15 protein-coding genes and 3 tRNA genes are annotated in these 21,377 nt (G+C 73.1%); 11 read left to right on the top strand and 7 right to left on the bottom strand.

Annotation, left to right across the window (positions count from 1 at the left end; genetic code table 11):
* Positions 1-205: 205 nt before the first annotated feature.
* From ACZ516_RS03240 to ACZ516_RS03255, 4 genes are all read left to right on the top strand, one after another.
* Positions 206-1,111: a LysR family transcriptional regulator gene (locus ACZ516_RS03240; RefSeq protein WP_361080887.1), complete on the top strand. Its 906-nt coding sequence runs from the start codon at positions 206-208 to the stop codon at positions 1,109-1,111.
* Positions 1,112-1,213: 102 nt separating this feature from the next.
* Positions 1,214-1,783, top strand: coding sequence for a cysteine dioxygenase family protein (locus ACZ516_RS03245; RefSeq protein WP_361080889.1), 570 nt, complete (start codon positions 1,214-1,216; stop codon positions 1,781-1,783).
* Positions 1,783-2,868, top strand: coding sequence for a YeiH family protein (locus ACZ516_RS03250; protein ID WP_469008224.1), 1,086 nt, complete (start codon positions 1,783-1,785; stop codon positions 2,866-2,868). The genes ACZ516_RS03245 and ACZ516_RS03250 overlap by 1 nt, the downstream gene beginning before the upstream one ends.
* 432 nt (positions 2,869-3,300) lie before the next feature.
* Positions 3,301-4,788 carry an acyl-CoA synthetase gene (locus ACZ516_RS03255; RefSeq protein ID WP_469008226.1) on the top strand — a complete coding sequence of 496 codons (1,488 nt, stop codon included), beginning with the start codon at positions 3,301-3,303 and terminating at the stop codon, positions 4,786-4,788.
* Between the two features lie 305 nt (positions 4,789-5,093).
* Here ACZ516_RS03255 and ACZ516_RS03260 read toward each other — a convergent pair whose 3' ends face one another.
* Positions 5,094-8,657, bottom strand: a complete 3,564-nt coding sequence (locus ACZ516_RS03260; RefSeq protein WP_469008227.1) for a S8 family serine peptidase — start codon at positions 8,655-8,657, stop codon at positions 5,094-5,096.
* On the opposite strand from ACZ516_RS03260, the gene ACZ516_RS03265 reads away from it, so the two are divergent.
* The 3 genes from ACZ516_RS03265 (at position 8,631) to ACZ516_RS03275 (ending at position 12,369) form a co-directional block, all read left to right on the top strand.
* On the top strand, positions 8,631-9,026 hold the full coding sequence (locus ACZ516_RS03265) for a hypothetical protein (protein WP_469008228.1): 396 nt from the start codon (positions 8,631-8,633) through the stop codon (positions 9,024-9,026). The genes ACZ516_RS03260 and ACZ516_RS03265 overlap by 27 nt on opposite strands.
* A gap of 468 nt (positions 9,027-9,494) precedes the next feature.
* Positions 9,495-10,532: a rod shape-determining protein gene (locus tag ACZ516_RS03270; protein ID WP_358590605.1), complete on the top strand. Its 1,038-nt coding sequence runs from the start codon at positions 9,495-9,497 to the stop codon at positions 10,530-10,532.
* A gap of 19 nt (positions 10,533-10,551) precedes the next feature.
* Positions 10,552-12,369, top strand: a complete 1,818-nt coding sequence (locus tag ACZ516_RS03275; RefSeq protein WP_469008230.1) for a GAF domain-containing protein — start codon at positions 10,552-10,554, stop codon at positions 12,367-12,369.
* Between the two features lie 20 nt (positions 12,370-12,389).
* Here ACZ516_RS03275 and ACZ516_RS03280 read toward each other — a convergent pair whose 3' ends face one another.
* The 3 genes from ACZ516_RS03280 to ACZ516_RS03290 all read right to left on the bottom strand — a co-directional run bounded on the left by ACZ516_RS03280 (position 12,390) and on the right by ACZ516_RS03290 (position 15,858).
* Positions 12,390-14,417, bottom strand: coding sequence for an ABC transporter permease (locus ACZ516_RS03280; RefSeq protein ID WP_469008231.1), 2,028 nt, complete (start codon positions 14,415-14,417; stop codon positions 12,390-12,392).
* 219 nt (positions 14,418-14,636) lie between these two features.
* Positions 14,637-15,443 carry a molybdate ABC transporter substrate-binding protein gene (modA, locus tag ACZ516_RS03285; protein ID WP_469008233.1) on the bottom strand — a complete coding sequence of 269 codons (807 nt, stop codon included), beginning with the start codon at positions 15,441-15,443 and terminating at the stop codon, positions 14,637-14,639.
* A gap of 16 nt (positions 15,444-15,459) precedes the next feature.
* Positions 15,460-15,858 (bottom strand): TOBE domain-containing protein, encoded by a 399-nt coding sequence (locus ACZ516_RS03290; RefSeq protein WP_469008234.1) that lies wholly within the window; start codon positions 15,856-15,858, stop codon positions 15,460-15,462.
* Between the two features lie 203 nt (positions 15,859-16,061).
* On the opposite strand from ACZ516_RS03290, the gene ACZ516_RS03295 reads away from it, so the two are divergent.
* From ACZ516_RS03295 to ACZ516_RS03305, 3 genes are all read left to right on the top strand, one after another.
* Positions 16,062-17,198 (top strand): YihY/virulence factor BrkB family protein, encoded by a 1,137-nt coding sequence (locus ACZ516_RS03295; protein ID WP_469008236.1) that lies wholly within the window; start codon positions 16,062-16,064, stop codon positions 17,196-17,198.
* Positions 17,199-17,396: 198 nt separating this feature from the next.
* Complete coding sequence (locus ACZ516_RS03300) at positions 17,397-18,647, top strand: helix-turn-helix domain-containing protein (protein ID WP_469008237.1); 1,251 nt, start codon at positions 17,397-17,399, stop codon at positions 18,645-18,647.
* A 96-nt stretch (positions 18,648-18,743) separates the two neighbouring features.
* Positions 18,744-19,226 carry a hypothetical protein gene (locus tag ACZ516_RS03305; protein WP_469008238.1) on the top strand — a complete coding sequence of 161 codons (483 nt, stop codon included), beginning with the start codon at positions 18,744-18,746 and terminating at the stop codon, positions 19,224-19,226.
* 1,199 nt (positions 19,227-20,425) lie between these two features.
* Here the strand turns inward: ACZ516_RS03305 and ACZ516_RS03310 are convergent.
* The 3 genes from ACZ516_RS03310 to ACZ516_RS03320 all read right to left on the bottom strand — a co-directional run bounded on the left by ACZ516_RS03310 (position 20,426) and on the right by ACZ516_RS03320 (position 20,839).
* A tRNA-Ile gene (locus ACZ516_RS03310) sits at positions 20,426-20,502 on the bottom strand.
* 186 nt (positions 20,503-20,688) lie between these two features.
* Positions 20,689-20,761, bottom strand: a tRNA-Asn gene (locus ACZ516_RS03315).
* 5 nt (positions 20,762-20,766) lie between these two features.
* Positions 20,767-20,839: transfer RNA gene (locus ACZ516_RS03320), tRNA-Asn, on the bottom strand.
* Between the two features lie 184 nt (positions 20,840-21,023).
* Between ACZ516_RS03320 and ACZ516_RS03325 the strand changes: the two genes are divergently transcribed.
* Complete coding sequence (locus ACZ516_RS03325) at positions 21,024-21,326, top strand: YtxH domain-containing protein (protein WP_361080909.1); 303 nt, start codon at positions 21,024-21,026, stop codon at positions 21,324-21,326.
* Positions 21,327-21,377: the final 51 nt, after the last annotated feature.

Here is a 21,377-nt window from a genome sequence, read left to right on the forward strand (position 1 = left end):
GGGCCGACCGTGCGGAGGCCTGCAGGCCGGCCGTGCGGGGGCCCTGCAGGCCGGCCGTACAAAGGCCCCGCGGGCCGGCCGTACAAAGGCCCCGCGGGCCGGCCGTACAAAGGCCCCGCGGGGCGACCGTGCAAGCGGGCCGGATACGTACGGGGGACGCCCCCGCCCATGTTCGACCCTCCCAAAATCCGCTTATGATTCAGCGGTGTTCGATTCACGGCACATCAGGACGTTCCACGAGGTGGTCCGGGCCGGTTCGTACTCGGCGGCCGCCCGTTCCCTCGGCTATACGCAGCCCGCGATCACCCAGCAGATGAAGGCGCTGGAGCGGTCCGTGGGGACGCCGCTGTTCACCCGCGTCGGGCGGCGCATGCGGCTGACGGAGGCCGGGGAGGCCCTGTCGCGGCACGCGGGGATCATCCTGGAGGACATCTCCGCCGCCCAGCGGCAGATGAACGCGATCACCCGGCTGCGGTCCGGGCGCGTGCGGGTCTGCGCCTTCCCCAGCGCCAACGCCACGCTCATCCCCGAGGCCCTGGCCCGTCTGGCCGCCGGGCATCCCGGGGTGCGCGTGGAGCTCCTGGAGGACGAGCCGCCGGAGTCGCTGCGGCGCGTGGTGCGCGGCGAGTGCGACATCACCCTCGCCTTCACCTACCCCGGCCTGCACGAGGAGGTGCCCGGTGAGCTGGCGGAGATCCCGCTGATGGAGGACCAGCTGACCGTGCTGCTGCCCACCGGGCACGCGATGGCGCGCCGGCGTTCGGTCAAGCTCGCCGAGCTGGCCGAGGAGCGGTGGATAGCCGGGTGCCCGCGCTGCCGGGCCAACTTCCTGCACGAGTGCGCCGAGCAGGGCTTCGCGCCGGACATCGCCTTCACCACCGACGACAATCTGGTCGTGCAGAGCCTGGTCGCCGAAGGCCTCGGCATCGCGATGATGCCGGGCCTCGTCCTGAACTTCCTGTGCCACCGCAAGGTGACGGGCCGCGCCCTGGACCCCGCCTCGCGGCGCAAGGTCTCCGCGTACGTCCTCAAGGACCACCTGCGCATCCCGGCGACCGCCCTCGTCCTGGACGAGCTGACGACGGTGGCGACCAACCGCGTCGGCTGCTGAGCGCGACGCCCCTAGGGGCGGGCGCTTCCATAAGCGGAAGTTGCAGGGACGCCAAACAACTGTCGTTGGACGTGATGGTTCGCGCGGCGCGACGCTGCCGGTATGACCACTCCGACCACGTACCGGGCCGCCCGGACCACAGAGCGCCTCGCCGCCCTTGTCGCCGACGTCCGCGAGGCCGTCGGGCGGGGCCTGCCCCCCGACCTGACCGCGTACCTGGTCGGCGAGCGGCTGGCCCCCCACCTCGGCACCGCCGACCTGCTCACCGCCGAGCAGTGCGAGGGCGATCCCGACCGCTACCGCCAGCACGTCCTGCACGCCGAGAGTGACGGCAGCTTCTCGATCGTGGCCCTGGTCTGGCTGCCGGGCCAGCGGACCTCCGTGCACGACCACGTGTCGTGGTGCGTCACCGGCGTCCACGAGGGCGAGGAGCACGAGCGGCGCTACCGCCTCGTGCCCGCCGCCGAGCCCGGCGGGAGCGGCCGCCTCGTCGCCACGGAGGACGTCGTCAACCCGCGGGGCTCGGTGTGCGGGTTCGCGCCCCCCGGCGACATCCACCGGGTGTGGAACGCCTGCGGCACCCGCGCGATCTCCCTGCACGTCTACGGCGCCGACATAGCCCGCCTGGGCAGCAGCGTCCGCCGGGTGTACGAGCTTCCGGCCGACCGGTGATGGCGCTCCTCGGCGAACGCCCCAAATCCCGTACGCGACAGGCCCCTTCCCCGGCGGTGCACCGACCCGGGAAGCTTGCCGGGCTGGCGCTCGCCACGACCGGCGTGGCCGTCGCCTGGGGCACGCACCGGCTCGTGCCCGGCGTCCCTATGCTCACCGCGGCCGTGGTCCTCGGCATCGCGGCGGCCCATCTGCCGGGCGCGGCACGGCACTTCGTACGCGGTCCCGGCAAGGCCGGTCTGACGTTCGCGGCCAAGCGGCTGATGCGGGTCGGCATCGTGCTGCTCGGCCTGAAACTGGGCCTGGACGACGTGCTCGGGCTCGGCTGGGCCTCGGTCGTGATGGTGCTCGGCGTGGTCGCCGTCACCTTCCTCGGCACCTGGTGGCTCGGCCGCCGCATGGGCCTGCGTGGCGATCAGCCGCTGCTCATCGCCACCGGCTACTCGATCTGCGGCGCGTCCGCGATCGGCGCGGTCAGCGAGGCGTCCGGGAGCGACGAGCGGGACACGGCCACCTCGGTGGCCCTGGTGACGCTGTGCGGGACGCTCGCCATCGCCGTACTGCCGCTGCTCCAGCACCCGTTGGGGCTGACCGACGCGGAGTTCGGGCGCTGGGTCGGGGCGAGCGTGCACGACGTGGGGCAGGTCGTGGCGACCGCGCAGACGGCCGGACCCGGGGCGCTCGGGGACGCGGTCCTGGTCAAGCTGATGCGGGTCGCGCTGCTCGCGCCGCTGGTGGCGGCCGTCGCCCTGTCGGTGCGGGCGCGGTCACGGTCGCGGTCCGACGCCGCGGGCGGGGCCGCGGGAGTCTCCGTGGGCGCCAAGCGGCCGCCGCTCGTGCCGCTGTTCGTCGTCGGGTTCCTCGCCATGGTCGCCCTGCGCACGACCGGTCTGCTGCCGGGCGGCGTTCTGGACGCCGCGCAACTGGCGCAGGAACTCCTGCTGGCGGCGGCCCTGTTCGGCCTCGGCAGCGCGGTGGACCTGCCGTCGCTGACCCGCACGGGCGGCCGGGTCGCGGCGCTGGGCCTCGCGGCGTGGGCCGTCATCGCCGGCATCTCGTACGTGGGCGTCATCCTGACGTACTGAGCGCCACGGGCGTATGGAGCACCACGGGCATATTGAGCACTACCGGCCTGGCCGGCCCGTGCCCCCGGGGCGTGTCCCGGGGGCGGGCGCGTCACGGGGCGGGCGCGTTCCGGGGCGGGCGTGTCCCGGGGCGGGCGCGTTCCGGGGCGGGCGCGTCACGGGGTCATTGGGTGGGCTCGCGCATCTCCTCGCGGATGCGCAGGTCGTCCGCACCAGCTCTTCGAGGTCGACGGCCTCCGGTTCCTGGACGGCGTTCTCCTCGGTGATCAGGCCGGCGGCCGCGGCCGTGTTGCCATCCCCTCAGGCACACATCGGCACGTCGCTCCGCGCACCGCGAGGGACTCCGCCCGACCACCGAGAGGGCTGGGCGGCGCCCTGTGTGAGACTGCACGTGCCCGCACCGGTCGAGCAGCCCCCAGAGGAGTACGAGACGTGGACCCCCTCTTCCCGACCCTGGCCGCCCCGCACGGACGTACCTCCGTGGCCGGGGAAGCGCTGCGCTTCGGCGACCGCGCGCTCAGCCACGGCGAACTCTCCACCGTGGCGGGGACGTTGGCGGTACGCCTGAGCGGGGCGGGCCGCGTCGCCGTCTGGGCCACGCCCTCCCTGGAGACCGCCGTGGGCGTGGTCGCCGCTCTGCTCGCCGGGGTGCCCGCCGTACCGCTCAACCCGAAGTCGGGCGGCGGCGAGCTGGCGCACATCGTGGCGGACAGCGCCCCGTCGCTGGTCCTGACCGCCCCCGGCACGGAACTGCCCCCGGCGCTGGCCGAGGTGCCGCGCCTCGAAGTCGACGTAACCCCGGACGCCGACCCGGACGCCCACCCGGACGGACAGGGCACGGGCCCGTGGGCCGAGCCGGACGACCCCGAGGCCGCCGCCCTGGTCGTCTACACCTCGGGCACCACCGGCCCGCCCAAGGGCGCCGTCCTGCCGCGCCGGGCGATCGCCACCACGCTGGACGCCCTGGCGGACGCCTGGGGATGGACCGCCGACGACGTCCTGGTGCACGGCCTGCCGCTGTTCCACGTGCACGGCCTGATCCTCGGCACGCTGGGTCCGCTGCGGCGCGGCGGCTCGGTGCGCCATCTGGGACGGTTCAGCACCGAGGGCGTGGCGCGCGAGCTGGGTTCCGGGGCGACCATGTTGTTCGGGGTGCCGACGATGTACCACCGGATCGCCGAAGCCCTGCCCGGGGAGCCAGAGTTGGCGAAGGCGCTGGCCGGGGCGCGGCTCCTGGTGTCGGGCTCGGCCGCCTTGCCGGTGCACGACCACGAGCGCATCGCGGCCGCCACGGGGCGCCGCGTCATCGAGCGGTACGGCATGACGGAGACCCTCATGAACACCAGCGTCCGCGTGGACGGCGAGCCGCGCGCGGGCGCGGTCGGGGTGCCGCTGCCGGGCGTCGACCTGCGCCTGGTCGACGAGGCGGGCGAGGAGATCCCGGGGGGCGATCCCGAGGCGGTGGGCGAGATCCAGGTGCGCGGCCCGAACCTGTTCACCGCGTACCTGAACCGCCCCGACGCCACCGCCGCCGCCTTCGCGCCGGGCGGCTGGTTCCGCACCGGCGACATGGCGGTGCGGGACCCCGACGGCTATGTGCGGATCGTCGGCCGCAAGGCCACGGACCTCATCAAGAGCGGCGGTTACAAGATCGGCGCGGGCGAGATCGAGAACGCGCTCCTGGAACACGCGGGGGTGCGGGAGGCCGCGGTCACCGGGGAGCCGGACCCCGACCTGGGTGAGCGGATCGTGGCGTGGATCGTCCCCGCCGACCCGGGGCCCCCGCCGTCGGCCGAGGAACTGGCCGGCCATGTCGCCGACCGACTCGCCCCGCACAAGCGACCGCGGGTGGTCCGCTACCTGGAGGCGCTGCCGCGCAACGACATGGGCAAGATCATGAAACGGGCGCTACGGAGCTGAGGCCGACCCCGCCGGAACCTCGCTGGGTCGCCCCGTCGGAACCTCGCGGGGTCACCCCGTCGGAACCTCACGGGGTCGTCCCGGCGGACCCTCACGGGGGGCTGCCCCACCCAGACCGTCCCGCACTGACTTGGGCAAGCTCATGAAGCGAACCCCGGGGGACCGAGAACCCACCCCGCCGGAATTCCGCGAGGCAGCCCCGCCGGACCCTCGCGGGGTCGTCCCGCCGGAACCTCACGGGGCCGCCCCGGCGGTATGTCGCACGGCGGCCCCACCCCCGCCGCCCCGCACTGACCTGGGCAGCATCACGAAGCGGGCCCTGGAAGGCTGAGAACCGGCCCCGCCGGAACCCCGCGAAGCAGCCCCGGCGGAAGCTCGCGTGCCGCCCCCTCCGGAACCCCGCGAGGCCGCGCCCTCGAAGTGTCGCCCAGCGGTCCCACCCCCACCGCCCGCACGATCTCCTGGGAGACTCTCCCGCCCCGGTCATCGCTCGCCGACGCCCGCAGGGACACGGAGCCGGCGCCGCGCGGCACCTGCAACCTCCCCTGCCAGGAGGCCTTCCCGGCCTTCCCGCCCTCCCGGTCCAGCGCGACGCCCCGCCACGACTTGCCCTCGTCGTACGACACGGACAGCGCGCCGGCGCCGATGGTCCCGGTGTCCGCCGCCCCCTTGACGTACTCGGCGAAGATCCGCACCGGGATCGTGCGCCCGCCCGGCACCTCGCCCGCGAGGGAGGTGTCGACGTCGAAGCCGAGGTTGAGCAGCGGCAGGCGGGTCCCGCGGTCCTCCGGAGTCCGCCGCGAGCGGAAGGTCCACTCCGTGTGGCCCTTTGTGGCGAGCCGCCACCGCGCCGGGTCGAGGCTCGTGTCGGTGACGACCGTGTATGTGCGCTCGGCGGGGTCGGCGCCGTCGACGTACACGCCGGGCCCCTCGCCCCCACCGACGCGGACGCCGTCCACGAAGACCTCGCTGACCTGCGTCATCGTCGGCTCGTTCCACACGTCGCCGAAGCCGGTGTGGTCGGGCCCGGAGTCGCCCCAGCCGGGCACGTTGAACTCCAGGCTGTCGCCGCGGCGCGTCTGCCCCCAGCCGAGGCCGGTGCCGAGCCAGGGGTGCAGCACCGGCTTGAACCAGTTCAGGCCGGTCCGTACGCCCCCCTCATAGGTCACGAGGCCGCCGCGCTCCTCCAGGGCGCCCGGCCCCACGGAGACGGCCTCGTGCCACAGCTGCCCCGCGCCCGTCGAGACGTACTCCGTGCGCGTCGCCGGCAAGTCGATCTTCTCCTGGAAGCCGATGCCGATCGGGAAGGTGTCGGTGAGCGAGTAACGGAACTCGCCGCCTTTCGCCGACCGCACCGCGTGGAACTTCGCGTCCAGGACTGCCAGTTCACTCTTCCCCGGCCGATAGCGGAGATCCTCCGGAACGGCCTTCTCATGTCCCGCGGAGAGGTCGTAGAGGAAGGGCGTCGCGGCGGTCCCGGTGCTCTCGACCTTCGCGCCCGCCCGCGCCGCCGCGATGAGCCGGTCACCGTCGGCGGCGTCGACGGCGGCGATCTGCAAGGGCCGGTCGACGTTGTCGTCCGTACCGAACCAAACTTTGAGGCGCCCGGGTTGACGATCGGTCACGAACAGCGCCGCGACTCCCGCGTCCTGCGCGGCCTGCCCCAGCCGGGCCGGCGTGACCTCGCCCGAGCGGCGCACGACGACGGCCTTGCCCCGCACGTCCTTGCCCGCGTACGCGTCCGGGGTGCCGTCGCCCGCGTCCACCAACGCCCACCTGTGCCGCCCCTCGGCGAGGGTCCCGCCGGGTTGCGCGACGGCCTCGCTCAGGCCCTTGACCCGCAGCAGCGGTGCGCCGAGCCGCCAGACCGTGCGGAATTCGAAGGTGCCCTCGGTGACCTCTTCGGTGGGGGCGGCGAAGACGCTGTCGTACTTCACGGGGACCTGGACGGCGCCCTGGAGCGCGGCCCCGCCGGCCTTCCTGTCGTACTCCATCAGCAGCTGCCGGGTCTCGGTGCGCCGGCCGACCTCGGCCCGGATCTCCCGCAACCGCCCTCCGTCGAGCGTGACATGGCGGTCCCGGTCGAGACGGATCTGCGGGTCGGCGAGGAAGCCGAGCCCCAGCGAGTCCGCTCCCCCGGCGCCGCGCACGTCGAGGAACGAGGTCAGGGCGTACGTCCCCGGCTTCAGGCGCAGCCGCAAGGTCCCGGACGCGCCCACGGCCGCCGGAATGGGTTCGGCCCCCTCGGCGAGCCGCTGCACCAGGACGTCGGCGGGGGCAGGCTCACCGCCCCGGTCCTTGACGTGGACGGTGAGGGTGTACCGCTCCTCCTCCTTGACCAGGCCGAACGCGGTGTGCGCGACCTCCCGCCCGGCGGCGCTCGCCACCACGACGCCGCTGGTGTTCCCGACGGGCGCCCTCGTGCCGTCGCCGGTGACGGTGGTGGAGGCGGTGCCGTGCGGCGGAACGGTCAGGGTGGTGTCGCCGAGCCCGACGACCCCGTCGGCGGCACCTCGTACCGTCAAGCCCAAATCCACCGGCGTATCGCTGGAGTTGCGATAGGTGAGCGTCCTCGTCACCGGTTCACCGGTGTCGTACGGCCAGGCGTGGAAGCCGAGGTCGACGCTGCCGCTCGCGGTGACCCGCGCGCCGATCGCACCGGGCACGGCGACCCGCCCCGCGCCCACCTCGTACACCGACGCGTCGAGGCGTTCGGAGGTGGACATCAGGGCGTCCTTGAGCCGGGCGCCCGTCCAGTCGGGGTGCCGCTCGGCGAGCAGGGCGGCCACGCCCGCGACGTGCGGTGTCGCCATCGACGTACCGCTCATCTCCGTGTACGGGCCCTCCCCGCCGGTGAGCCGGGAGCGGGCCGCGAGGATGTCGACGCCGGGCGCCGACAGGTCGGGCTTGAGGGCGTGGTCGCCGAAGCGGGGGCCCTGGCCGGTGAAAGGGGCGGCGCGATCGTCGGAGTCGACCGCGCCGACGGTCAGCGCGGAGTCGGCGGCGCCGGGCGAGCCGATGGAGGAGGGCGCGCCGGCGTTGCCCGCCGCGACGACGAAGAGGGCGCCGGTCCGTTCGGAGAGTGTGTTCAGGGCGGTGGCCATCGGGTCCGTGCCGTCGCTCGGCTCCAGCGAACCGAGGCTCATGGACACCACCTCGGCGCCGACGTCCTCGGCGGCCCACTCCATGCCCGCGATGATCTGCGACTCGCTCCCGTAGCCCTCGTCGTCGAGCACCTTGCCGACGGCCAGCGAGACGCCGGGCGCGACGCCCTTCTCCTTCCCCTCCGACGCGGCGCCGCTGCCGCCGAGGGTGGAGGCCACGTGCGTGCCGTGCCCGCTGCGGTCGGCGACCTCCTCGCCGGGGACGAAGCTCTTGCTCACGGCGACCCGGCCCTCCATGTCGGGATGTCCCTCGTCCACGCCCGTGTCGAGGACGGCGACGCGCACACCCTTGCCGGTGAGCCCGGCCGCCCATGCCACGGGCGTGCCGATCTGCTCGTTGCTCCGGGCCATGTCCGCGCGGACCCGGCCGTCGAGCCACACCTTGTCGACGCCGGACGCCTTGTCGCGCACGGCCCGCCACAGGGCGCCGGCCTCCTCGACGCGCACGGCGACGCCCGTCACGCTCGGCAGGGACCGCACCTTCTCCACCCCGCGAGGCAGGCGGACGCCGGCGCCCCACACGGTCTTCCGGTACGTCACGATGAGCGGCGCCGCCGACGCCGATGTACGGCCGCGCCCGGCGGCCCCCTGCCGGATCAACTCCGTCACGTCGAACAGCCGCTCGTCCAGCACCCCGGAGCGCAGATACGGTCGCGCCTCGTCCGGTACGACGGTGATGTGACCGCCCGCGATCCGGCTCCGCACGGCACCCCCCGCCCCGGCGAGCCGCTCAACCCCGACGGTCCGCCGCCCACCGGGCAGCCGGGTGACGGTGACCTTGTCGCCGGTGACGAGGGTGACGGTGTGGACGGGATGGGGGGTGCGGTGGGCGGAACGGGGGGTGCGGTGGGCGGCGGCTTGGGCTGGGGCGCGGTGGGGGGCGGCTATGGCTGTGGCTACGGCTGGGGCGCGGTGGGCTGCGTCTGGGGCGCGGTGGGCTGCGGCTGGGGCTGCGGCTACGGGGTCGTCGCCGACGGCGCCGCCGGCGACGGTGACGGTGACGCCCTGCCCGCCGGGAACCAGGGCGGCCACGAGCCCGACAACGCTGACAACGCCCACGCCCCCCACTCTTGACCGTCCGGGACCTCTGGCCATCGACCGCCGCCTCTCTCCCCCGCCCCCGGGCGGGACCGCGACCCGAGACTGAGAGAGTGCCAGCGCCCACCCCCCACAAGGCAGCCACCCACCCTGGCGGAAACCCGCCACCCCTAAGCCCCCAGAACCACGAACCCCACAAAACCGACGGCCCCCTCCCCGTTCAGGCCCCCGAAACCCCCTCAGGGGCGCGAGGAACTGCGCGACCAGCCCCCACCACCCGCACAAGAGCCCCACGAGGCACCACCCCAGGGGCGCGAGGAACTGCGCGACCAACCCCCACCACCCGCACGGGACCCCCCAGACACCCCCGCCAAAAGAAACACCCGTCCAGCCCCGCCCCACCCGGCCCACCCCAACAGGCACACCCCCCGAACCCCCCGCACGATGCGAATCAGGACCGCCGACCGCCGGTCCGTACGGTCCGCGCTCTCGGGAGGCCCCGCCATGACCGTCAGTCTGGAGCAGCTGCGCCGCTGCCACATCGCCGTCGATCTGGGCGCCGCACGCACCCGCGTATTCGTGAAGGGCGCAGGCCTCGTCGTGGACGAGCCAAGCGCCGCCGCGGTGAACACCCGTACGGGCGCACTCATCGCGGTCGGCCACTTCGCCGAGCAGATGACAGGACGCACGCCGGGCTACATCCGCGTGGTCCGCCCGGTCTCCGGCGGCACCGTCGTCGACATCGAGATGGCCCAGCGCATGCTGCGGCACCTGCTCGGCGAGAAGCTGCGCCGCACCCTGCGCCGCAAGCCGAGGCTGCGCGCCGCGGCCTGCACCCCGCACGACGCCGACCCGCTGGCCCAGCGCGCGGCGGTGGAGACGATGGTCGGCCTCGGCGCCCGCCGGGTCGAACTGGTCGACACCCTCATCGCGGCGGCCGTCGGCTGCGGACTCCCCGTGGAGCGCCCCGAGGCGACGATGATCCTGGTCTGCGGCGCCGCCACGACCCAGGTGGCGGTCCTGTCCATGGGCTCGATCGTGACGGCCGAACGCATTCCCGTGGGCGGCGAGGCCATCGACCACGCCATCGTCCAGCACCTGCGCCACCAGCACGAACTGATGCTCCCCTCGCAGTCCGTACGCCCCCTCCAGCTCGCCCTGAGCGGCAACGGCCTCACCCCGCACGGCCCGGAGTCCACCGAGATCCACGGCAGGGACGTCGCGACGGGTCTGGCCCGCTCGGTCCACGTCGACACCGCCGCCGTCCGCGACGCGATCCACACCCCGCTCACCGCCGTGCTCGACGGGATCGGCAAGGTGCTGCGCGACTGCCCGCCGGACCTGGTGGCCGACCTCGCGGACCGCGGGATCATGATGGTCGGCGGCAGCGCGCGGCTGCCGGGCCTCGACCAGATGCTGCGGGACGCGACCGGAATGCCCGTACAGATCGCGGAACGGCCCGACGTGTGCGCCGTGCTCGGCCTCGGTGCGATGCTGGAGGGCAAGATCCAGCCGCTGGTCCTGGACCCGCTGTCCGGCTGACCCACTGTCCGGGAGAGAGATGCCCGACGGAGCGGACGCGCCGCTGCCCTCGATGCCGCTGCTCGACGCGGTCCTCGGCGTCGGCGCGGACCTCGACCTGCGCGCCACGCTCCAGCACATCGTGGACAGCGCGAGACGGCTGACGGGCGCGGCGTACGGCTCGCTCGGCATGACCGCCCCCTCCCAGGAGGGCCCGGCCGAGCTGTTCGTCTCAGGCGAAGACGAAGGCACGTACGAGAACAAGGGCGAGGCCAAGGGCCACAGGACCAACGACAGCGACAGCGACAGCGATGGTGACGGTGACGGTGACGGTGACAGCGTTGATGACGTCGTACGCGTCCCCATCCACGTCCACGACGAGGCGTTCGGCGACCTCCTGCTCGCGGGCAAGGCGGAGGGCCCGTTCACCGAGGAGGACCGGCAGCTGCTGAGGGTGTTGGCGAGCCAGGCGGGCATCGCGATCGGCAACGCCCGCCTGTTCGAGGCGGCCCGCCAGCGCGAGCGCTGGATCGAGGGCGCCGCGGCCGTCACCACGGCGCTGCTCACGGGCGAGGCGGCGGCGGACGCGCTGATGACGGTCGCGGACCGGGCGAGGATCCTCGCGGGCGCGGCGGCGGGCGTGATCCTCCAGCCGACGGAGTCGGGCGGCATGCGCATCGTCGCCGCCTCCACGGACGGCCCGCCCCCGGGCCGCCCCACCCCCACGGAGGGGCACCCCCCAAAGTCCCCCGGGTCCGCCACGGCCCTGACGCCCCCTCACCGGGAATCCCCGTCGGGGGTACCCGCGCAGAACGCCGACCCCGACCCGGGCCCCGACGAGACCGCAACCCCCCTGCCCGTCACCGGCGCCAGAACCCCGCCCGCCGACCTCACCTCACCCACGCCACCCGACGCCACCCCCACTCCAGACCCAGCGGCCGACGGCAACAGGGACAGCAACGGCACCGGCACCGCCACCGCCACCGCCACCGCCACCGGCGACGACCTCATCGGCACCACCATCGAGCCCGGCAGCGCCGTCCTGACCCAACTGCTCGGCGGCGAACCGGTGTTCATCGAGGACTCCGCGACCGACCCCCGGATGACGACGCACGTACGCGCCCGTTTCGGGCCCAGCATGATGCTGCCGCTCCAGGCCGGCGGGCGGCTCATCGGAACGCTCGCCCTGCCCCGCAGGCGCGGCGCCCCCGCCTACACCGCGGCCGAGCGGCTGCTCGCCACCCAGTTCGCCTCGCAGGCGGCACTGGCGCTGGTCCTCGCCGACGCCCAGCAGAGCCGGCAGCGCCTCGCGGTGTTCGAGGACCGCGACCGCATCGCCCGCGACCTGCACGACCTCGTCGTCCAACGGCTCTTCGCGACCGGCATGATGCTGGAGTCGACCCGCCGCAAGGCGCACTCCCCGCAGGTGGAGTCCACGCTCGGCCACGCCGTGGACGAGCTGGAGTCCACCATCCAGGAGGTCCGCACGGCCATCTTCGCCCTCCAGCAGCCGCCCGCCGACGCCCCGACGACCTTCCGCGGCAAGGTCCTGCGCGAGACGGCGGGCGCCGCGGCGGTCCTCGGCATCCAGCCGTCGGTGCACTTCGGGGGCGCCGTCGACACCCGGATCACGGACCCGGCGGCGGGCCATCTCCTGGCCGCCCTGCGCCGCGCACTGGCCGCCGCCTCGCGCCGCACCGGCGTCACCCGGGTCGACGTGGCCGTCGACGCGCGGGCGACGCTGCCCGACGGCCGCGAAGGCGTACGCCTGACGGTGTACGACGACGGGGCCACGGACGGCGTGGGCGCGGAGGCGGGCACGACGGTGACCTGGCAGTCACCGCTCCAGGCCCTGTGACCGCCGTCCCGCGCCCCCGTTCACAGCGCCACCACCGACACCTCCGTGGCCTTCACGCTCGTCCACACCCGCGCCCCGTCCGCCAGGCCCAGTTCCGCCGCCGCCTGCGGAGTGATCTCCGCGACCAGGTCGGGCGCCTCGTCCGAGACGACGAGGACGCGCAGCCTGCTCCCGGCGGCGGTGACCTCGCGCACCGTCCCCCGCCACACGTTCCGCGGGCTCCCCCCGGGCCGCTCACGGTGCACGGACACCGCCTCCGGGGCGATGACCGCCAGGGCCCGCGCGCCCTCCGCCGGCGGATCGGCGACGACCAGACGCCCGCGCCCCGCCAGGACGAGCGTGCCGTCCGCCGCCCCCGTGCCCGGCCAGGCGTTGCGGCCGAGCATCCGCGCCACCCACGGCGAACGCGGATGCCGGGCGACCTCGGCGGGCGGCGCGTCCTGCAACGTACGGCCGTCATCGAGTACGAGGATGCGGTCGGCCAGCGACACGGCCTCCACGGGGTCGTGCGTGACGACGAGGCACACGCCGCCGAACCCGTCGAGGTGGCGCCGCAACAGGTGGCGGACGTGCGCGCGGGTGGTCTGGTCGAGGGCGGCGAGAGGCTCGTCCAAGAGCAGCAGCCGGGGCCGGGCCGCGAGCGCCCGCGCGAGGGCGACCCGCTGGGCCTGGCCGCCGGACAGCTGGCCGGGTCTGCGGTGCGCGAGGTGACCGACGCCGAGCCGGTCGAGCCAGGCCCGCGCCTCGCCCCGGGCCGCCGCCCGCCGTACGCCCTGGGCGCGCAGCCCGTACGCGGTGTTGCCGAGGGCGCTCAGATGCGGGAAGAGCGCGCCGTCCTGGGGCACCCAGGCCACCTTGCGCCGGTGCGGCGGCAGGGCGGTGACGTCGTGCTCCCCGAGCCGCAGCCGGGCGTGGGCGCGCGGGGTCAGGCCGAGGAGGGCGCGCAGGAGGGTCGTCTTGCCCGCGCCGTTGGGTCCGACGACGGCGATGGTGGTGCCGGGTTCGGCGTCGAGGGTCAGTTCGTCGGAGCCGGTGACGGTGGCATGCAGGGCCCATTTCTCCTGCGCGTTCTTCTCCGGGTCCTCCTGCGGGGCGGGCACCGTGCCGGGCGCTTCCCCCACCGCGACCTCAGGGGTCTCCGGGACCCCCGCAGCCTCCACGGCCCCTGCCGCCTCCGAGACCTCCGGGGCCCCGCCCCTGCCCGACCCCGGCGCCCGCACCCGAGTGCCCGCCCCGGCCGACCACCGCCCCCGCAACCCCACCAGCACGGTCATGGCGATGGCGAGCAGCAGCAGGGAGAGGGAGGTCGCGGCCTGCGGGGACTCCTGGAGCAGCAGGTAGACCTGGAGCGGCAGGGTCTGGGTGGTGCCGGGGAGATTGCCCGCGAAGGTGATGGTCGCGCCGAACTCCCCCAGCGCCCGCGCCCAGGTCAGCGCGGCGCCCGCGACGAGTCCGGGGGCGACCATCGGCAGCGTGACGGTGCCGAAGACCCGTAGGGGGGAGGCGCCGAGCGACGCCGCCGTCTCCTCGAAGCCGGGCCGCAGTCCGCCGAGGGCGCCTTCCAGGCTGATGACGAGGAACGGCATCGACACGAACGTCGCGGCGACGACCGCGCCCGAGGTGTGGAAGGGCAGGACGATGCCGAAGGCGCTCTCCAGCCAGGGCCCGAGCAGCCCGCGCCGCCCGAAACCGAGCAGGAGCGCGACGCCGCCGACGGTCGGCGGCAGCACCATCGGCAGCAGCACCAGGGACCGTACGAAGGCCTTCCCGGGGAAGTCCACGCGGGCGAGCAGCCAGGCCAGCGGCACCCCGAGCAGCAGGGAGAGCCCGAGCGCCCAGAAGGACACGAGCATCGACAGCTTCAGCGCCTGGGTGACCCCGGGCGCGGACAGATGAGCGCCCAGCTCACCCCACTCGGTGCGGGCGAGAATCCCGATCAGCGGCATGAGCAGGAACGCGATCGCCAGGAGCGCGGGCAGCGCGAGGGCGAGGGGCGCCCGGGTGCGGCCCGTGGCGGGGGCGCGGAGGCGAAGACGGGGTCGGCTCATCGGCGGTCCTGGGATCGGTGAGGGTGAGACGTACGACGTTGACACGAGCCCCGACCGCGAGGGGCGCGGCATGCGGACGTACGCGGCAGGAGAGGACGTACGACCGGGCGCCCGTGGCGGGGAGGCGGCGGGCGCCCGGAAGTCGATGCGCCGGGCAGGTGCCGGCGGCCGCGCCGGCATGCGAGCGGGCCCGGCACGCAAGCCGGACCCGCGTGCGCGCTAGGGCTTCTGGAAGCCCGCGTCCCGCAGGATCTTCTGCGCCTCGGCGGTGCTGAGCCACTTCACGAACGCGGCCGCGGCCTCCCCGTTGCCGGAGCCCTTGAGGGTCGCGGCCGGGTAGGAGGCCACGGCGTTCTGCGCGTCGGGGATGTCGACGGCGTCGACCTTGTCGGGTGCGGTCGCGGCGTCCGTCCGGTAGACGAGGCCGGCGTCGGCCTCGCCCAGCTCGACCTTGCTGAGCACGGACCGGACGTTGGCCTCCTTGGAGACGGGCTTCACCGTGACGTGCTGCCGGTCGAGGATCTGCTTGCTGTAGCGCCCGACCGGCACGGTGTCATCGGCGAGGACGACCTTCAGCCCGCTGTCCGCGAGGTCCTTGAGCCCCTTGATCCGGTCGGGGTTGCCCTCACGGGTGGCGATCACGAGCCGGTTCCTGGCGATCACGGTGGGGGTGCCGGTCTCGCCCTTGAGGCCGTCCATGGTGGTGGTGTCGGCGGTGACCAGCACATCGGCGGGCGCCCCCTGCCGGACCTGCGCGGCCAGTTCCTGGGAGCCGGCCGCGGAGATGGTCAGCCGCGTGCCGGGGTGGTCCTTCTCGTACTCCTTCTTGGCCGTGGCGAAGACGTCGGTGAGGGAGGAGGCGGCGAGGACGGTCAGCCGCACGTTCTTCCCGCCACCGTCCTTCCCGCTCTCGCCACTGTCGCCGCCGCCGCACGCCGCGAGCGGGACGAGCAGCGCGGCGGTGACGACCGCGCCGGCGACCCGGCGGGCGCCGGGGACGCGGAACTTCGGGGACACGGGAAACATGGGAGTCGCTCCTGGCTCAGACGCGGTCGATGTGCACGCTCGTGGACTTCACCCGGGCGGTGGCCTGCATCCCGACCTCCAGGCCGAGTTCCTCCACCGCCTCGCGGGTCAGCAGCGAGACCAGGCGGTGCGGGCCCGCCTGGATCTCCACCTGGGCGGCCACGTCACCGAGCTTCACGGCGGTGACGATGCCGGGAAAGGCGTTGCGGGCGGAGGTGTACGGACTGTCGTCGTCGCCGGTGCCGGCGCTCTGGGCGACCTCGACGCAGAACGCGGCGAGATCCCGGCCGTCGACGAGCCGCCGCCCGCCCTCGTCGCGGTGCGTGGCGAACCGCCCGGCGTCGGCCCAGCGGCGGGCGGTGTCGGCGCTGACCCCCAGCAGACGCGCGGCCTGCCCGATCGTGTAGGACTGCATGTGCGCCAAGATAAGGGCAAAAGCCTGGCACCTGGAACCATTTCTGCGGATCCTCCATGGCAGGTGCGAGGAGTCATGGAGGAATCACCGAGACCCCTCCGGGACGCGCACCGAGGCCTCTGGGGGATGTCGGAGACCCCGAACACACAACCTTCTCGCCGTGAACAGGCATACGTCGGCCGAGTCGGCCAACTCACCACCACATGGCACTCTTCGACAAACACGAAAACAAGCAGGACCGCGAGCCGGGACGCGACAAGGACGGCGACGACCACGCCCGCACCCACGACCAGCCGCACGAAGGCGAACCGGAGCCTGCGGCCGGCCCGGAGTCTGCGGCCGGTCCGGAGTCCGCGGCCGGTCCGGGACCGGCGGTCGAGGAGGCGGCCCCCGACGAACCCACCGAGCTGCCCGCCCGCTCCTGGTGGGCGGTGGCGCGGCGCACCGGCAAAGAGTTCATGGACGACGACCTGCCCGACCGGGCCGCCGCGCTGACGTACTACGGCGTGCTGTCGCTCTTCCCCGCGCTGCTCGTCCTGGTCTCGGTGCTGGGCGTGATCGGGAAGAAGGCCACCGACTCAGTCCTGGACAACCTGGAGAAGCTCGCGCCGGGCCCGGTCCGCGACCTGCTGAGCGACGCCGTACGCCAGCTGCAGGGCAGCGGCAGCACCAGCGGCGTGATGGCGATCGCGGGCCTGCTGCTCGCGGTGTGGTCGGCGTCCGGTTACGTGGGAGCGTTCATCCGCGCCTCCAACGCCGTGTACGACCTGCCCGAGGGCCGCCCGGTGTGGAAGCTGACGCCGCTGCGGATCGGCCTGACCCTGGCCCTGATGATCCTGCTGGCCGCCAGCGCGCTGATCGTGGTCTTCACGGGTCCGATCGCCCGGCGTGCGGGCGACGCCATCGGCCTGGGCGACGCGGCGCTCACCGCCTGGTCCATCGCGAAGTGGCCGGTGCTGCTGATCATCGTCATCCTGATGATCGCCCTGCTCTTCTGGCGCGCCCCGAACGTCCACGGCCCCGGCTTCCGCTGGCTGAGCCCTGGCAGTGTCGTCGCGGTGCTCCTGTGGCTGGTGGCCTCCGCCGGCTTCGCGCTGTACGTCGCGGGCTTCGCCTCGTACAACAAGACGTACGGCACGCTGGCGGGTGTCGTGATCTTCCTGGTCTGGCTGTGGCTGTCGAACCTGGCCATCCTGCTCGGCCTGGAATTCGACGCGGAACTGGCCCGCCAGCGCGCCATCGCCGGCGGCATGCCCGCGGAGAAGGAGCCCTACGTGGAACCCCGCGACACCCGCAAATGGCCCCACCCCAACGGCACGGACCCCAACCCCACCTCCTGACCCCGCCCCACCCCTCGCCCGAACCCCGGGCACCTACTCCCTCCGGGACGCCCCCGTGGCCCCAGGCCCCCTTCCACCTCCGGGTGGAAGGGGGGTGGCCTCGTGCCAGGGCGCATCGTTCACCGACCAAAGCCCTCACACGAACCTGGCCCCGCCCCTACCCTGACGGTGCCGAGCTGTTCAGAGAGGGGCGAGACCGTGCCATCTGATACGACCCCGGACCCGTACGCCGACCCATTGCGCTTCGGACAACGGGTACAAATTCTCCGTGAGCGACGCGGTATGACGCGCGCTCAGCTCGCCGACTTCATCGGAGTCTCACCCCACACGCTGCGGAAGATCGAGAACGGCCAGCAGCACTCGCCGGGTCTCGCCATGGTGATGCGCATCGCCGAGGCACTCCGGGTAAGGGACCTCGCCGAGCTGACAGGGCATCGCGATATGCGCGTGGACCTCTTCATCGGCCCCGGCCACCCTCGCCTCGGCGCGGTGAAGGCGGCCGTCGACTGCTTCTCCCTCTCCGAGAGCGTCGAACCGCCGCCCGTCGCCCATCTGACGGCGCGGCTCCACGCGGCGTGGAAGGCGCGTCACTCCGCCCCGAACCATCGCGAGGCCGTCGGGAGGCTGCTGCCCGACCTGATCCGTGACGCGCAGGCGCTCGCACGTACGGCTGACACGGCAAGGGACCGTCGCGCGGCCCAAGAGCTGCTCGCCGAGACGTACTCCCTCGCGCAGTTCTTCGTCGCCTACCAGCCCGATTCCGCGCTCCTGTGGCGCGTCGCCGAACGTGGCATGGTGGCCGCGCAGGACTCCGGCGCCCCCCACTGGATCGGCGTGGCCGCGTGGCTGCTGGCACAGGCACACCGCGACAGCGGGCCGAACCACTTCGACGCGGCTGACGCCATCAACCTCGAAGCCATCCGGATCCTGACGCCCCTGCTTCCCGACGCGGACGCCGACCTCCTCGCCATCGCGGGCGCCCTGGAGTTCGAGCTGGGCTATACAGCGGCCCGCCGCCGGGACACGGGAACGGCGTGGCGGCACTGGGACAGGGCCAACGACATGGCCCAACGGTTGCCGAGCGAGTACTCCCACCCGGTCACATCCTTCTCGCGCGCCATCATGGGAGCGCACGCGGTCACCGTGGCCGTCGAATTGCACCAGGGCGGGGAATCGGTGCGACAGGCCGCCCGGGCGGACACAGCCGTCATCAGGTCGCGACCACGACGGGCCCGACACCGTATCGAGGAGGCTCGCGGCTACCAGCTGGACGGGCAGCCCGACGTGGCGATCGCAACTCTCGAGAAGGCGTACAAGGCCGCACCGGAAACGATCAAGTACAACGGGTACGCGCGGCGGATCATCCTGGAAGAGACCGAGTCGAAGGAGACAAACCGGCGGCGCCGCGCCTCACGCCTCGCCGTGAACGTTGGTCTCTTGTCTGCCTGAAACGAGGTGACCGGATCCCGGTCATCAGCCGGGACGCACCCCTCCTACCGTCGTCATCAGACCTGATCGACGCTGACGACGGCAGGGGCCCGGACGGTGGATAGGCAGACGATGAACGTCCTCTCGGACTGGTTGGCACACTCCCAGCAGGCTCCCGAACAGGCCCGGCGCGAATGGGCCGATACCGGCGTGGCGCTGCTTCCGCTCGGCCGGCGCTTCGAGGCGGTCCGCCTGCCCGAGCGGCTCGTGCTCGCGGCAGTGTGCACGACCGACCCGCAGCAGATCGCCCTCCTGCTCGGCCGCGCCCTCAACGGCCCCGTCATCCACGACAACCGAGCCATGGGCGACACGTACTACGCCCTCACACGGCCCCGCACCGGGCGCGCGTGGGCGCACCAGGCCATCGCCCCCTGCCTGGGGACAGGAACCTACCTCGGCGTACCCCGCCTCGACCGCAGGAAGCCGCCTGGCACGCACTGGACGATCCCCCCACGCTTCGAGGGCGACCTGTGCGAACCGTGCACGGTAGCGGCGCTCATCACCTACGCGGTCAGCGTCAGCCCGGAGCCAGAACAATGACCGCCCACCCCAGGCCCCCAGAGCTGAACCCGTTGGAAATCCGCCAAGCGATCGTCAAACACACCTACGACTGCCCCACGTGCAAGTCCATGGGCCGCATCTGCGCGAAGGGCCGCCGCCTACGCCGAACCCTGGAAGCGGCCAGCGAACAGCCACCCGTACGCCAAGGCGGGGCCAGGGATGAGTGAGGGCACCCGATACTGCTGGCACTGCGACACCCCCGATCACCAAAAACCACCCGGCACATTCGCAGTGAAGCTCTCCATCTCGACCGACGACGCCATCACCTGGCTCCACACCAAGTGCCCACAACCGCCCCGCTTCGTGCGACGCACACCCCGGTAGTCCCTCATCGCAGTTCCGCCGGAGAAGCAGACGGCGGGCAGGGGCGACGATTCGCTCCAAGCAGAGTGTTCAGCCGAGAGGCACGGTTAACACAGGTGGAATCGTTCCTGTGCCCTGACGCCTGGGTGGAGCGGGTGGAACTCGAACGCTCCAAGTGCCGCCTCTCGACTACGGAGCCGCCGAAAGCACGGAAATACCACTCGCTTCCATGCGGCTGGCCCTTCGCCCTCCTCAAGCGGGGATCAGTCAAGCGTTCACCACACGGCTGCTCCCCCGTGGGCGCCACTCGGCCTGCCCTAACTCCACGTCGCCAGCGTGCTGGCGCGGAGCCGCCACGTGCACCGACGAATGACTTCCGCAGGTACAGCGCAAACACCACAAGCATCACCAGAGCTGCCGTAGAGGTGGAAGTGCGCTTGAGGTACTGGGCAAACTCCGCTGGCGCGTCGCAAACTCGGCACGCGAGCCTCTCAGCAGACGGCTGGGGCCGCGAACGTGTCAGCGCCTGCGAACCCACCTCAAGCCCCGCACATGCGGGAGTTCCCTCCTACAGCCAGAACCGAAGAGCAAGCCGCAGCTGTGCCGGAAGCACCCTCCCCGCACGAGGGCCTCACGTTAGCCACGCCTCCGCGCGGCAAGCACCACACGCGCGACGCCCCCGAGAAGCACGCTCCCCAGACCGGAACGATCTTGCTCGGGGATGGCCGGCGGGCGAGGCCCGGCGATGGGGGTGCCCGTCAGGGGCTCAGGCCGGCAGGGGGCGGCCAACGGCCTTTGGCGTGTCGCTCCAAGGAGGGCGAACCGCCTGGGGGCACAGTTGACGCAGGTGGAATCGTTCCTGCGCACTGGCGCCTTGGTGGGGCGGGTGGGACTCGAACCCACGGCCGACGGATTATGAGTCCGCTGCTCTAACCGGCTGAGCTACCGCCCCTAACGGCGCGTCGCGCACATTTGTGCGCGCCGTCTGCCGCAGCATAGCCGCTCATACGATCTCCTGCTTCGGATGGTCGGCTTCGCTCGACCATGAGGACAGCGGGGCCGCCCGCGCGGTTCCACCAGGGGGGCAAACGGTATGAAAAAGGACCCCGGAGGGGGTCTCCGGGGTCCTTCCGTACAGCTCTCCCGACTGGACTCGAACCAGTAACCTGCCGGTTAACAGCCGGCTGCTCTGCCAATTGAGCTACAGGAGACCGAGCTCCCCCGACTGGACTCGAACCAGTAACCTGCCGGTTAACAGCCGGCTGCTCTGCCAATTGAGCTACAGGGGATCGTCTCGTTGTGCATCGAACGCATCCACCTGGGAACTCTCCGGGCGGCGGGCGCTCGCTGCGACACATACATTAGCGCAAGCAGGGGGGTGCTCCGCCAATCGGTGTCCCTCAGCTGATTCGGGATACGAGTGACAGGCGAGCGACAGACGCGCGACGCGGACGCAAGGGAAGGGTGGCAGCCATGCGGTACCGGCTCACATTCGTGGCAGGACTGGCTCTCGGGTACGTGCTCGGGACCCGGGCCGGACGCGAGCGTTACGAGAAGCTGAAGAAGTCGGCCAGGGAGATCGCGCAGAACCCGGCCGTGCGCAACACCGTCGAGTCGGCGGGACAGCAGGGACGCGAGGTGGCGGGCAAGGCCTTCCACACGGTCTCCGAGAAGATGGGCGACCGGATGCCCGACTCGGTCTCCGAGCGGGTGCGGTCGCTGCGCGAGCGCGGCCAGGGCCCCGGACAGGACGACTGGGGCACCAGCAACACCTAGCGGCGGCGGGCCCCCGCGATCACGGACGGCGAACACAGGTACGGACCGGTC

Source organism: Streptomyces sp. NPDC034037 (assembly GCF_055575715.1).